At 68.0% G+C, this 12,545-nt stretch carries 13 protein-coding genes; 5 read left to right on the top strand and 8 right to left on the bottom strand.

Going from position 1 to position 12,545, the window contains the following annotated elements; genetic code table 11:
- Positions 1-75 precede the first annotated feature (75 nt).
- The gene (locus AMYHA_RS18715; RefSeq protein WP_034273072.1) at positions 76-450 is read left to right on the top strand and encodes a HesB/IscA family protein; all 375 of its coding nucleotides are present in this window, start codon (positions 76-78) and stop codon (positions 448-450) included.
- Positions 451-533: 83 nt separating this feature from the next.
- Here the strand turns inward: AMYHA_RS18715 and AMYHA_RS27455 are convergent, their stop codons facing one another.
- The gene (locus tag AMYHA_RS27455) at positions 534-704 is read right to left on the bottom strand and encodes a hypothetical protein (protein WP_169732957.1); all 171 of its coding nucleotides are present in this window, start codon (positions 702-704) and stop codon (positions 534-536) included.
- Positions 705-826: 122 nt separating this feature from the next.
- On the opposite strand from AMYHA_RS27455, the gene AMYHA_RS18705 reads away from it, so the two are divergent.
- Positions 827-1,819 (top strand): carbohydrate kinase family protein, encoded by a 993-nt coding sequence (locus AMYHA_RS18705; RefSeq protein WP_157362242.1) that lies wholly within the window; start codon positions 827-829, stop codon positions 1,817-1,819.
- A 142-nt stretch (positions 1,820-1,961) separates the two neighbouring features.
- Here the strand turns inward: AMYHA_RS18705 and AMYHA_RS18700 are convergent, their stop codons facing one another.
- From AMYHA_RS18700 to asnB, 5 genes are all read right to left on the bottom strand, one after another.
- Complete coding sequence (locus AMYHA_RS18700) at positions 1,962-3,014, bottom strand: S-adenosylmethionine:tRNA ribosyltransferase-isomerase (RefSeq protein ID WP_034273068.1); 1,053 nt, start codon at positions 3,012-3,014, stop codon at positions 1,962-1,964.
- The gene (locus tag AMYHA_RS18695) at positions 3,011-3,724 is read right to left on the bottom strand and encodes an SDR family NAD(P)-dependent oxidoreductase (RefSeq protein WP_157362240.1); all 714 of its coding nucleotides are present in this window, start codon (positions 3,722-3,724) and stop codon (positions 3,011-3,013) included. Before AMYHA_RS18695 ends, AMYHA_RS18700 begins: the two co-directional genes overlap by 4 nt.
- A 191-nt stretch (positions 3,725-3,915) precedes the next feature.
- A complete protein-coding gene (locus AMYHA_RS18690; protein WP_157362237.1) occupies positions 3,916-4,662 on the bottom strand; it encodes a sterol desaturase family protein in 747 nt (248 codons plus the stop codon).
- A complete protein-coding gene (locus AMYHA_RS18685; protein WP_034273065.1) occupies positions 4,659-5,381 on the bottom strand; it encodes a FadR/GntR family transcriptional regulator in 723 nt (240 codons plus the stop codon). Before AMYHA_RS18685 ends, AMYHA_RS18690 begins: the two co-directional genes overlap by 4 nt.
- Positions 5,382-5,713: 332 nt before the next feature.
- Entirely contained in the window at positions 5,714-7,660 is a 1,947-nt protein-coding gene (gene asnB / locus AMYHA_RS18680; RefSeq protein WP_034277892.1) for an asparagine synthase (glutamine-hydrolyzing), read from the bottom strand.
- Between the two features lie 148 nt (positions 7,661-7,808).
- Between asnB and ctaC the strand changes: the two genes are divergently transcribed.
- Together ctaC and AMYHA_RS18670 are read left to right on the top strand one after the other, a co-directional pair.
- On the top strand, positions 7,809-8,765 hold the full coding sequence (gene ctaC, locus AMYHA_RS18675; RefSeq protein ID WP_051400075.1) for an aa3-type cytochrome oxidase subunit II: 957 nt from the start codon (positions 7,809-7,811) through the stop codon (positions 8,763-8,765).
- A gap of 78 nt (positions 8,766-8,843) precedes the next feature.
- On the top strand, positions 8,844-9,275 hold the full coding sequence (locus tag AMYHA_RS18670) for a cytochrome c oxidase subunit 4 (RefSeq protein ID WP_034273061.1): 432 nt from the start codon (positions 8,844-8,846) through the stop codon (positions 9,273-9,275).
- A gap of 77 nt (positions 9,276-9,352) precedes the next feature.
- Here AMYHA_RS18670 and AMYHA_RS18665 read toward each other — a convergent pair whose 3' ends face one another.
- A complete protein-coding gene (locus AMYHA_RS18665) occupies positions 9,353-10,270 on the bottom strand; it encodes a DMT family transporter (protein ID WP_084037365.1) in 918 nt (305 codons plus the stop codon).
- Between the two features lie 80 nt (positions 10,271-10,350).
- Between AMYHA_RS18665 and AMYHA_RS18660 the strand changes: the two genes are divergently transcribed.
- Positions 10,351-11,319 carry a GlxA family transcriptional regulator gene (locus tag AMYHA_RS18660; RefSeq protein ID WP_231104812.1) on the top strand — a complete coding sequence of 323 codons (969 nt, stop codon included), beginning with the start codon at positions 10,351-10,353 and terminating at the stop codon, positions 11,317-11,319.
- Between the two features lie 181 nt (positions 11,320-11,500).
- Here the strand turns inward: AMYHA_RS18660 and trpD are convergent, their stop codons facing one another.
- Positions 11,501-12,541: an anthranilate phosphoribosyltransferase gene (gene trpD, locus AMYHA_RS18655; protein WP_034273057.1), complete on the bottom strand. Its 1,041-nt coding sequence runs from the start codon at positions 12,539-12,541 to the stop codon at positions 11,501-11,503.
- Positions 12,542-12,545 lie beyond the last annotated feature (4 nt).

The raw sequence follows: 12,545 nt of genomic DNA, 5'->3' as shown, positions 1-12,545 counted from the left end.
GCGTGGAACAGACCGCGCGGCCACAGCGTTGGACGTGTGGCAGACAGGATACGCGCGAACCTCGATGGGAGAGCCATGACGACTGCTGAGCAGAGCGGCGCGCAGACCGAGACTGGAGCGGAGACGCACGGTGTCGTGCTGACCGACACCGCAGCCGCCAAGGCCAAGGCCCTGCTCGAGCAGGAGGGCCGGGACGACATGCACCTGCGCATCGCCGTGCAGCCTGGTGGCTGTGCCGGCCTGCGCTACCAGCTGTTCTTCGATGAGCGCACGCTGGACGGCGACCTGTTCCGCGACTTCGACGGCCTGCAGGTGGCCGTTGACCGGATGAGTGCCCCCTACGTGGACAACGCCGTCATCGACTTCGTCGACTCGATCGAGAAGCAGGGCTTCACCATCGAGAACCCGAACGCTGGCGGCTCCTGCGCGTGCGGGGACTCCTTCAACTGATCTGACGAATGACGTCGGGGCCGCGAGCCAAACTGGCTCGCGGCCCCGACGTCATTTTGGTGGTCCCTCGGCTCAATGAGCCCTCAGACGTACTCGTCCAGGTCGGCGACCTGGGCCTCACACTTCTCGTCGACCTCCCACTGCGGTGCGGCACGCGGCAGGATGACTGCCGGGTGCGGGTTCAGCGTGCGAGGGATGTCGGCGCAGTCAGCGATGAGCTGCTGCCAGGTTTCGGGTTCTTTGACGGTGCTCACGACATCGACGGTAGGCGGCACGCGCGTTCCTCGGTAGCCTTACCACTGGGTAGTTTCCCCAGGTGAGCCCGGTACAACCCCATCGGGGGGTTACCGAACAGTTACTACGGCGGGAGTTCGCTATGCCGCGACAGTTCGACATCACCGGTGCCAGGCTCGCGGTGTGCGGCAGTATCGCCACCGACCATCTGATGCACTTTCCCGGCCGGTTCGCGGAGCAGCTCATGGCGGAGCAGCTGCATCGGTTGTCGTTGTCGTTCCTCGCTGACGATCTCGTCGTCCGCAGGGGTGGCATCGGCGGCAATATCGCGTTCGGCCTCGGTGTGCTCGGCGCGGAACCAATGCTGATCGGCGCGGTCGGGGATGACTTCGCGGACTACGGCGCGTGGCTGCGCCGCAACGGTGTCGACACCACCGGCGTGCATGTTTCCGAGGTCGCCCACACCGCGCGGTTCGTCTGCACCACCGACGAGGACAACTGCCAGATCGGCACGTTCTATGCCGGGGCGATGGCCGAGGCACGCAACATCGAACTGGCACCACTCGGCGTGTTCGGGCTGGTGCTGATCAGCCCGGACGACCCCGCCGCGATGCTGCGCCACGCCGAGGAGTGCCGTCAGCGCGAGTACCCGTTCGCCGTCGACCCGTCACAGCAGCTCGCCCGGATGGACGGCGAGCAGGTGCGGGCGTTCATCGATGGCGCTGACCTGCTGTTCAGCAACGACTACGAATTCGACCTGCTGCTGCGCAAGACCGGCTGGAGCGAGGACGAGGTGCTCTCCCGCGTCGGCATGCGGATTACGACACTGGGGGAGAAGGGCGTCGAACTCGTCGGCGCCGACGGCACGTTCCTGCACGTCCCGGCGGCCCCGGAGACCACGAAGTACGACCCGACCGGCGTCGGCGACGGCTTCCGCGCGGGGTTTCTCGCCGGGCTGCGCCACGGGCTCAGCCTGGAGCGTGCGGCGCAGCTCGGCTCGCTCATCGCGGTGCTCGTCCTGGAGACGATCGGCACCCAGGAGTGGACGTTCGACCGTGCCCATGCCCTCGGTCGCATCCGCCGCGCCTACGGCGACGACGCAGCGGACGACATCGGCGCGGCGTTGCCGGGATAGCCGCCCCAGTGCATCGTGTCCGACGTTCCGGACGCTGTGTCTTGCACTCGTGACGTCGTGTCTGACGTTCTGGACGCTGTGTCCTGCACTCCCGACGCTGTGTCTTTCGTTCTGAACGCTGTGTTCCTCATTTCGACCGCCGCTACGGGAGGAACAACATCGAGTCCCCGAACTCGTGCCACAGGTACCGCTGCGACACGGCCGCGTTGTAGGCGGATCCCACCAGCTCCGCTCCGGCAACGGCTTCGAGAAGCAGCAGGTGACTGGCTTCCGGCGGGTGCAGCCCGCTGATCAGGCCGTCGACGACGCGCGCGGGACGATCCGGACCGAGCACGAGGTCGGTCCATCCCTCGGCCGCCGACACGATGCCGTCCGCTGTCGCCGCGGTCTCCAACGCCCGGGTGACCGTGGTGCCAACGGCGACGACCTGACGTCCCGCCGCGTGCGCCGCCGTCACCTGTTCCGCGGTCGCGGCGGGCACGGCGAACCGCTCCGGTGTGGGCGGTTCGTGCAGCTCAGGGCTCGACACCCCGGTATGCAGCACGATCGGCATCACCGACACCCCCGCCGCCAGCAGTCGCACCAGGAGCTCCGCCGTGAACGGCCTGCCCGCGCTGGCCATCTCGGCGCTGCCCGGCTCGTTCGCGTACACGGTCTGGTAGTCCGCGAGCGGGAAACGCTGGTCGACATAGCCATACTGGATCGGCCGGCCGAACCGCGTCAGGTGCTCGACCACGTCGATGTCTGGCGTGACCGTGGCACGCCAGAGCCGCGAGCGCAGCGCGTCCGGATCCGGGTACGGCCACACCAGGCGTAGCCGCGTCCCGCCCGGCAGGGTGACGACGTCGCCGGGGTTGACGCCCAGATCGGGACCGTGCCCGTCCGATCTGCGCAGCTCCACGACCCAGTCGCCGTCGTCAAGCTGGGTGGACACGTGCACCGGAACGTGTGTGCCGTCCGATCGGGTGCCGTCGATGGCGGCGGGCAGCGTCGCCGAGGTGTTCACCACGACGACGTCGCCCGGTCCGATGTAGTCGGTCAGATCGCGAAATCGGGTGTGCTCGATCGACGATGGCCGGGCGACCAGGAGTCTGATGCCGTCGCGGGCGAGACCCCTGTGTTCCGGTGGTTCGGTCGCTTCCGCATCGGGCGGGAGCGTGAAACGGGTCGTCGGTGCGAGCGATACCGCCGTCATGCCAGCGCCGCTTCGGTCAGATCCGCCCCGCGGTACCGGCCGCTCGGCAGGTCGGAGCGGAGCAGCCGCAGCAGTGCGGGCACGACCGTGGCCGGATCCGGACGGTCGCTGATGTCCTCGCCGGGGAAGGCCGCTTGGTGCATCGCCGTGTTCATGTCGCCCGGGTCGAACGAGTACACCCGCAGTTCGGGATGTTCCGCGCCGAGGATCGCGGTCAGGTGATCCAGCGCGGCCTTCGACGGACCGTAACCGCCCCATCCGGGGTATGGCTCGGTCGCCGCGTCCGACGAAATGGCGACGACGTGGCCCGCGTTGGCGCGCAACTGCGGTAGGAGGAGTTGGGTGAGCGCAAGGGGAGCGAGAACGTTGACGTCGTACACCCGTTCCAGCGACTCGATCGGATAGGTGGCGAGCGAGGGCATCGGACTCGGGCCAAGCTCGCTCGCGTTGTGGACGACCAGCGACGCGCCCTTCCCGTGCTCGGCTGCCGCCGCTGCGAGCGCGCTCCGATGCGCGGGGTCGGCGACATCGCCGGGCACGGTGGTCACGGCCGCAGGGGGAAGGGTTTCGGTCGCGGTGATGAGACGGTCGATGTCGCGTGCGCCGGTGATGACGTGCCAGCCGGAGTGCACCAGTTCGGTGACGGTGGCGAGGCCGAGGCCGCGTGAGCCGCCGGTGACAACGGCGGTCGGTGTCGTGGAATCAGTCATGATTCCATCGTCAAACCTCAAGTTGACTTGAAGTCAAGATATTTCGGAGGTCGGTTTCCGGCTATCCATCTCAGACTCCCGGCACGTCGTGAATGACCTGCCGGGAGGCTGGTGGCACGCCTACAGCGTCCCGAGTGCCGAATACAACGTCGTGAGTGTCGGACACGGCGTCGTGAGTGTCGGACACGGCGTCAGCGGGTGGTGGTTTCCTTGGCGTGGAGGGCCTTCACCGTGGGGGAGGTGCTGATGTCGCCGGGCTTAGGATACGTCCCGAACACCCGGTCGGCGGTGCCAGACGTCGTCACGGTGAACCAGTAGTGCTCGTTCTTGTAGTGGTGCAGCCGATGGTTGCGCCAGATCGCACGGTAGATCCGAGAGCGCGGCCGGTAGTCACTGTGGATCAGGTAGTGCGTCCACTCGTAGACGAGGCCGATCGCGGCGAGAGCGGTCAGGAACGTGAGGCCGAGGCCGAGCCGGGAAAAGGCGAACAGCGCGATCGCGGTGTTGGCGGGCAGCAGCCATGCCAGCACCGGCCAGGGGATGAACACCAGCGGCACGTCGCGCGGGTCGGTGTGGTGCTCGCGGTGCTTGCGCGAAACCAGCGGGTCAAGGGTGACCTTGCCGATCGTGCGTGGCTTCCAGTGCAGCACCACGACGTGCACGATCCACTCGACGAACGGGAACGCCGCGACCATGATCACCGGCAGGATCGCGTCGGTGAGCTGCCAGTCGCCGACGAACAACCGCACGACGAGAGCCCCGACCAGCGTGGTGCCGATGAACCACGGCGACGGGTGCCGCCAGAACTCGCGCCACGCCCCGCTGAGCGGCAGCGACTTCCGACGGGAGCCGGTCATGGCCGCTTCGTCCGAGCGCAGCCGCTCCTTCGCGCGGGCGTCGATGTCCGTGTTCGTGGCTCCTTTCGCCTCGCTGGTCATAGCTCCTCCAGTCGATCGAGGACGGTCATCATCGCGGTTGTCGCCGGGCTCAGCAGGTCCAGCGCGGCCGTGCGTGCGGCGTCGGCATCGCCTGCCACGATGGCGTCGGCGAGGGTGCGGTAGTTCTCGACGCGGGTGACCTCGGCGGCCATGGCGGTGGTCAGCGCGCCGATGGCGGGTTCGTATGCCGCCCGGAGTCCGTTGAACATCAGGCGGAACGCGATCGAGTTGGCGCCGTCGACGACGTGATCCCAGTACGTCAGCGCGTGCTGTTGCTGTGCGACGGCGTCTCCAGCCGCCGCGTCGAGCGCCTCGATCGCCTCGGCCAGCGGTGCCGCCAGCCGCGCGCCGCCACGTTCGGCTGCCAGCATCGCGATTTTCGGCCCGACGTGCAGCCGGGCCTCCAGGATGCTGCGCACCACCTTCGGATCCGGCTGGCCGGACGGCGAGAGCAGGCGTGGCAGTAGGTCGAGCCCCGCGTGCTGGCGGTAGTCCTTCACGACGGTGCCGCCACCTTGTTTGACCTGCACCAATCCGGCGTGCGTCATCCGCTGGATCGCCTCACGCACCGCGGGTCGCGATACGCCGAGCACCTCCGCGAGCCTGCGTTCGCTCGGCAACGGTTCGCCGGCGGCGAGTTCGCCGTCGATCATGTCGGCGAGGAGCTGGTCGAAGACTTCGTCGGTCACTGACCTGCGGTCGACACGTCGTAGCGCCATGACCAGGACCGTAGCCAGCGAATAGGTAAGAGGTCAAGGGGTAAGACCAATTTGCGGCGAATGATGCAAGCCGCAAGGCGGCTGGCGACGTCCCAGCGGTGAGAGTTGATCTACTTCCTGCGGGCTAGCACCATCTGGCGCCCGAAATGACCGGGTCTCGTGGTCCTACGCCGCAGGAAGCTGATCAACTTCGGTTCCAGAACGGCTCGACGTCGAGAGCAGGGGACACAACGTTCCGAACGGGGGACACGACGTCGCGAGCGGGGGACACGGTGTCGGGAGCGGGGGACACGGCGCACTGGAGGCCCTGGCCCCGAGGCCGCACGGCGGGACTACAGCCGCACAGGGTACTGCGGTTCCGGAATCTCCGGCTTGATGCGGCCCTCGATGAAGATGCCGTACCAGAGCATGAACATCAGCAGCGCCCAGATGCGGCGGCTGTGGTCCAGCGTGCCCGACTTGTGCTCGTCGAGTAGCCGCAGCACCGCCTGCTTGTCCAGGAACTGCTCGGTGCGGGAGTCGTTGATGATGCCGCGCGCCCAGTCGTACATCTCGTCGCGAAGCCAGTGCCGGATCGGCACCGGGAAGCCGAGCTTGCGGCGGTTCAGCACGTGCGGCGGCACGATCTCGGACAACGCCTTGCGCAGCGCGTGCTTCGTCGTCTCCGAGGTGATCTTCTCGCTCAACGGGATGTCGGCGGCGACCCGGAACACCTCGCGGTCAAGGAACGGCACCCGCAGCTCGAGCGAGTTCGCCATGGTCATCTTGTCGGCCTTGACGAGGATGTCGCCGCGCAGCCAGGTGAACAGGTCGACGTGCTGCATCCGTGCCACCGGGTCCCAGCCCCGCGAGATCTCGTACGGCCCAGCCGTGACGTCGGCGTGCCCGACGCCTTCGATGTAGCTCCGCAGCACGCCGCGCAGCTGGTCATCGCGGAAGATGCGGGCGTTGCCGTAGTAACGCTCCTCGAGCGGCAGCGCGCCGCGCCGCAGCAGGTCCTTGCCTCGGGTGCCCTCCGGGATCTTGGTGGACACCGTGCCGAGCGCGCGCCGCAGCGCACCGGGCATCTTCTCGAACGCGCGCAGCGAGATTGGCTCGCGGTAGATGGTGTAGCCGCCGAACAACTCGTCGGCACCTTCCCCGGACAGCACAGCCTTCACGTGCTTGCGGGCCTCGCGCGCGATGAACCACAGCGGCACCAGTGCGGGGTCGGCGACCGGGTCGTCCAGGTACCAGACGATCAGCGGCAGTGCCTCCATCATCTCGTCGGCCGAAACCGTGCGGACGACGTGCTTGACGCCGATCGCCGCTGCCGACTCCGCCGCGACGTCGACCTCGGAGTAGCCCTGGCGCTCGAAACCGGTGGTGAACGCGATCAGGTTGGGGTTGTGCTCCTTGGCCAGCGCGCACGTCGCCGTTGAGTCGATGCCGCCGGACAGGAACGCGCCGACGGTGATGTCCGGGTCGGCGATCATGTGCTTGGCGACCGAGTCGCGCATCACATCGGTGATCCGCTTGTGCAGGGCGGCCGACTCCGCCTCGCCAGCCACCTGCCGCGCGGTGAACTCCGGGAAGAAATACCGCGTGATCTTCACCTCGCCGCCGGGAGCGGCGGTGAACGAGCAACCCGACTCGAGGCGGCGCACGTCGGCGTGCAGCGTTTCCGGCTCCGGTACGTACTGCAGCGTGAGGTAATGCTGCAGCGCGGTTCTGTCCAGCGTGTCGCCGGTGCCGAGGGTGGCTGCCAGTTCGAGCAGGCTCTTCTTCTCGCTGGAGAACGCGGTGACAGAGGCTCCGTTCCTTGTGCCAGCCGCGTAGAACAGCGGCTTGATGCCGAACGGGTCCCGCGCGCCGAAGACGACCTTGCGCTCGGCGTCCCAGATCAGGAACGCGAACATGCCGCGCAGTTCCGAGACGGCCGCCTCACCGAGGTAGTGGTACGCGGCCAGGATGGCCTCGCCATCGCCTTCGGTGTTGAACACCGCGCCGTGCTCGCTGGTGAGCCGTTCCCGCAGCTCACGGAAGTTGTAGATCTCGCCGTTGAAGTTCAGCGTGTAGCGCTGCGGCGACTCGGGCGGTCCCCAGGTCAGCGGCTGGTGCGAGTGCTCGACGTCGATGAAGGCCAACCGGTTGAAGCCGAAGACGACCTCGGCATCGGCCCAGGTGTCGCTCTCGTCGGGACCTCTGTGGCGCTGGCAGTGCAACGCGGTCTTGACGGCCGGCCGTGCCGCCGTGGCGTCGTCTTCGCTAGCGCAGATCAGTCCGAGCAGGCCACACACGTGCTGCAACACCTCATAGTCGTGCCGATTCTTCCTGGTGGGACCCCAGTATGCCCGGCTGTCGAACGTGAGCCGTGCCGCCCCGGCGCGCTTTACGCGGGTTAGTTCGGATAGGCTCCGCTCGACGACAAAGCGTCGTGAGTGAACCATGTCGAGGAGGCGTGACGCAGTGGGTCGGAAGAGGCATGTCCCGGCATCACGATGGTCGAGGGCGGGCAAGATTGCCGCGCTGGCCGGGGCTGTCGCCGTCACGGTGAGTGGCTGCTCGGTCGACGAGGTGCTCCGGTTCGGCTGGCCGGTCGGGGTTACTCCGGAAGCTGAGCAGATGCGTGAGCTCTGGACCTGGACGGTGCTCGCGGCGCTGGCTGTCGGTGTGCTGGTGTGGGGCTTGATCTTCTGGTCGGTCGCCTTCCACCGCAAGAAGAAGGACGACGACGAGCTGCCGCGGCAGTTCCAGTACAACGTCCCGCTCGAGCTGTTCGCAGTTGTACTGCCCACGATCATGGTCTGCGTGCTGTTCTTCTTCACCGCGACGACCGAGGTCAGCGTCCTCGCCGAGGAAGAGGACCCCGACGTCACCGTCGACGTGATCGCCTTCCAGTGGAACTGGGAGTTCCGCTACCCCGACGAGCAGACGCCCGAGGGCGAGCCCGTCAGCACCGTCGGCAGCTCCACCGAGATTCCGCTGCTCGTGCTGCCCACCGACAAGCGGATCCAGTTCAACCTGGAAGCCACCGACGTCATCCACTCGTTCTGGGTGCCTGAGCTGTTGTTCAAGCGCGACGTGATGCCGCGCCCGGAGAAGAACAACCAGGACAGCACCTTCCAGATCACCAGCATCGACAAGGAAGGCGCGTTCGTCGGCCGCTGCGCCGAGCTGTGCGGCACCTACCACTCGGTGATGAACTTCGAGGTCAGGGCGCTCTCCCCAGAGAAGTACGACGAGTACATCCGGCTGCGCAAGCAGGTCAACCCGGACACTCAGGTGGCGTACACCGCGTCCGAGGCGCTGGACGAGATGAACTGCGGCGAGCTGTGCCAGCCGTTCGCGGTCACGACCCGTCCGTTCGCGACCGACCGCACGGCCGGGTCGGCGGTGGGCTGACCCGGTGACCGTCCGCACTGAACCAACAGCAACAACAGCAGCGACAGCAGCACTGAGAGGCGAGAGGGTGACGGCCAGATGAAGGTCGAAGCGAGGATTTTCGAGATCGTCACGATCTTCGCGTTCTTCATCGCCATCGTGTACGCCGTGATGACCGGCCTGATGACCCGTGACGGCGTTGAGCCGATCGGCACGGTCGCGCTGATCCTCACCGGCGGCCTCGCTCTGCTCGCTGGCAGCTACTTCCGGTTCATCGCCCGCCGTATCGAGCAGCGCCCCGAGGATCACGACGACGCCGAGGTCAGCGACGGCGCTGGCGAGCTGGGCTTCTTCAGTCCCGGCAGCTACTGGCCGGTCGCGCTCGCCGCCGCTGCCGCCATCACCGGTATCGCGCTGGCGTACTTCGAGGTGTGGCTGCTGGTCATTGGCGTCGTCCTGCTGCTGATCACCATCGGTGGCTTGGTGTTCGAGTACCACCGGGGCAGCCCAGCCGCTGGCCACTCGGAGTGACGCGACGGCGGCCCCAGTGCCGCCGTGTCCCGCGTCCCGGACGTCGTGTCCCTCGCTCCTGACGCCGTGTGCCACGCTCACGCCCGTCGCCGGGGCGCCAGTGCGGCCAGCAGGATCGCCAGCATCCCCGCGCCTTCGATCAGCGTGCCCCGGTGCCCGTAGGCGAGGCTGTCCACGATTACCGCCACCACCGGGTACAGGTACGAGATCACCGCGACGGTTCCGGTTGGCAGCCGTCCGACGCTCGAGTACATCAGCACGTACATGACCGCGGTGTGCACCGTTCCCAGCAACAGCAGCCAGCCGAGTCCCGCCGTGTCCTCCGGCAGCGGCGTGAACAGCAGCGCGGGTGCGAGCAACACCGTCCCTGTCGCCAGCTGCACGGCGGCCACCACGTGCGGACGCAGGTGCGAAAGCTGCTTGGCGATCAACGTCGCCCCCGCGTACAGCGTCGCTGCGGCCAGTGCCAAGGCGATGCCGGACAGCCGCACCGGCTGGCCGGCATCGCCTTCCGCGCCGAGCGAGATCGCCACGACGCCGCCAAAGGCGATCATCGCGCGCGTCAGGTGGCCGCGGGTGACGCGCTCGCCCAGCAGCACCGCGGCCAATCCGACCAGCAGCAACGGCTGCGTGTGGTACACGACGGTGCCCACCGAGATCGACGACAGCGCGTAGGACGCGAACAGCAGCACCCAGTTCAGCACCAGTAGCACGCCGCCGAGCACGATCATGCCGAGCTCGCGCGTGCTCAGGCCACGCAGCGTCGGCACCAGCCAGCCGCGCGCCGAACTCCACACGATCAGCAGCAGACCGCCGACCAGGCAGCGCGCGAATGCCGCGGCGGGAGCGTCGGCACCGCTTTCGACGACGACGGCGCCGATGGTGCCGGACAGCGCCATCGCGGCCGTCCACTGCACCAGTGGGGTCCGCGACGTTCGTGATGCGGACGATTTCGGTGTCGTGCCAGGGGAGTTGGTGGCGTGAGTCGTTGTCATGCCGATCAGCCTGCCCGGCCAGCCGCGTCCCAGCGAGAGTCAGAAATGACATCGACAATAAAAGATGTGACACTATTCAGGTGGCAGACACGGTGAATCGGGTGGCCGTCGTGGTGGCGGGTGAGGTTTCGCCGTTCGAGCTGGGTGTCGCCTGCGAGGTCTTCGGCACCGATCGCACCGCCGACGGCATCGAGGGCTGGGAGTTCGCCGTCTGCTCACCGGGTGGGGAGGCTGTCGCGAGCTGGTCGTCGTTCACCTTGGGCGGGCTCGCACCGCTGTCCGTGGCGCGCGAAGCCGATCTCGTGATCATCCCCACGTGCGCGCCGCGGTCCGAGCCGCCGCCCGCCGAGGTGCTGGACGTCGTGACCGACGCGCACGACCGGAACGCCCTGGTCGCCGGGTTCTGCGCCGGGGTGTTCACGCTCGGCTACGCTGGCCTGCTCGACGACCGGCACTGCACCGTCCACTGGTTCTACGAACAGCAGTTCCGGCGGACGTTCCCGCGCGCGAAGGTCGATCCGAGCGCGCTGTACGCCGAGGACGACGGCGTGCTGACCAGCGCGGGCACCGTCGCCGCCGTCGACCTGTGCCTGCATCTCGTCCGCAAGACACGGGGAGTGGACGCGGCGACGGCGCTGGCCAGGCGCATGGTCACCGCGCCGCACCGCACCGGAGGGCAGGCGCAGTTCGTCGCCGCGCCCGTGCCGTCGGATGTGAGCGACGACGCCGTGGTGGCTGAAGTGCTCGAGTGGATCGAGCGCAGGCTGGACCAGCCGATTACCGTCACGGAGCTCGCACAGCGCAGCGGGCTCGGCGAGCGGACGTTCCTGCGACGCTTCGCGGCGGCGACCGGATCGACACCGCATCGCTGGCTTACCGAGCGCAGGCTGGATCGCGCCCAGCACCTGTTGGAGACCACCGGACTCGGTGTCGACGACATCGCCGTGGCCTGCGGCTACGGCTCAGCGGCAGCGCTGCGGCACCAGTTCGCCCGGCTGCGTGGCACCAGCCCGAGCCACTACCGCAGCACGTTCGCCCGCGCGGATTGAGCGCTGCGAAGGATGTGGCGACGTCCGCAACGGGCGGATCTTGAGGCATCGTGGCGATCCGGATCACCAGAACGCCTCAAGATCCACACGAGGGGGCGCCAACGGCAACGTGGGACACGACGGGTTGGGCGCGGGACACGGCGTCCAGAACGCGGGACACGGCGCTGCGACGAGACGTGAGCTACTCCGCCAGCGACGTGGATACCCGCGCCCAACTGTCCAGTAGCGTGGCCGCCTTGCCGGAGTCGAGCGCTTCTTCAGCGGTCGCCATGCCCGCGCGCAAGTCGTCGTCCAACGAGGCCGAGAAGCCCCGGTAGGACGCGATCGCCGCGCCCGCGTTGAGGACGACGGCGTCGCGCACGGGACCGCGCGAGCCCGCCACCAGGTCCCGCACCACCGTGGCGTTCATCTCGGCCGAGCCGCCCTTCAGATCGGCTATCGACGCGCGAGGGATGCCGAACGCCTCCGGATCGACCGAGGTGCGCTGGACGTCACCATCGCTGACCCGCCAGACCGTGCTGGTCGTAGTCGTTGTCAATTCGTCGAGTCCGTCGTCGCCCCGGACGACCAGCACACTCGCGCCACGACCTGCGAACACCCGCGCCAGTACCTCGAGCTTGTCCGCGTAGGCGCAGCCGACGAGTCCCGTGCTCGGTTGCGCCGGGTTGGTCAACGGCCCGAGCAGGTTGAACGTTGTCGGGACGCCGAGTTCCTTGCGGGTGGGCCCTGCGTGCCGGAGCGCGGGGTGGAACGTCGGTGCGAAACAGAACCCAATTCCGACCTCGGCGACGCAGTCACGCACCGCATCGGGTGAGAGGTTCACCACGATCCCCAACGCCTCGAGGACGTCGGCCGCGCCACAACTGGACGATGCCGCCCGGTTGCCGTGCTTGACGACCGGTACCCCGGCCGCCGCCGTGACGATCGCGCTCATGGTGGAGACGTTCACCGACCCGGAGCGGTCGCCACCGGTGCCAACGATGTCCACCGCCGTGCGGGGCACCTCGACCCGGTACGCGTGGGCGAGCATGGTGTCGGCGAGGCCGATGACCTCGCTCGGTGTCTCACCCTTGGCTCGCAGGGCGACAGCGAAACCAGCGATCTGCGACGGCGTCGCCTCGCCCGCCATGATCTGCGCCATCGCCCACGCGGTGTCCTCCGCTGTGAGGTCGGTGCCTGCGATGAGCCGGTCCAGCAGCGCGGGCCAGGTGTGGGAGCTCACGAGT

Source organism: Haloechinothrix halophila YIM 93223 (assembly GCF_000504245.1).
GTDB lineage: Bacteria > Actinomycetota > Actinomycetes > Mycobacteriales > Pseudonocardiaceae > Haloechinothrix_A > Haloechinothrix_A halophila.
This window is presented reverse-complemented; position numbering and strand designations above follow the sequence as displayed.

Excerpts from the sequence above, each read along its gene's own strand:
- AMYHA_RS18715 (WP_034273072.1), top strand. The coding sequence starts at position 76 with ATGACGACTGCTGAGCAGAGCGGCGCGCAGACCGAGACTGGAGCGGAG.
- AMYHA_RS18705 (WP_157362242.1), top strand. The coding sequence starts at position 827 with ATGCCGCGACAGTTCGACATCACCGGTGCCAGGCTCGCGGTGTGCGGC.
- AMYHA_RS18700 (WP_034273068.1), bottom strand. The coding sequence starts at position 3,014 with ATGACGGCGGTATCGCTCGCACCGACGACCCGTTTCACGCTCCCGCCC.
- AMYHA_RS18695 (WP_157362240.1), bottom strand. The coding sequence starts at position 3,724 with ATGACTGATTCCACGACACCGACCGCCGTTGTCACCGGCGGCTCACGC.
- AMYHA_RS18690 (WP_157362237.1), bottom strand. The coding sequence starts at position 4,662 with ATGACCAGCGAGGCGAAAGGAGCCACGAACACGGACATCGACGCCCGC.
- AMYHA_RS18685 (WP_034273065.1), bottom strand. The coding sequence starts at position 5,381 with ATGGCGCTACGACGTGTCGACCGCAGGTCAGTGACCGACGAAGTCTTC.
- ctaC (WP_051400075.1), top strand. The coding sequence starts at position 7,809 with ATGTCGAGGAGGCGTGACGCAGTGGGTCGGAAGAGGCATGTCCCGGCA.
- AMYHA_RS18670 (WP_034273061.1), top strand. The coding sequence starts at position 8,844 with ATGAAGGTCGAAGCGAGGATTTTCGAGATCGTCACGATCTTCGCGTTC.
- AMYHA_RS18665 (WP_084037365.1), bottom strand. The coding sequence starts at position 10,270 with ATGACAACGACTCACGCCACCAACTCCCCTGGCACGACACCGAAATCG.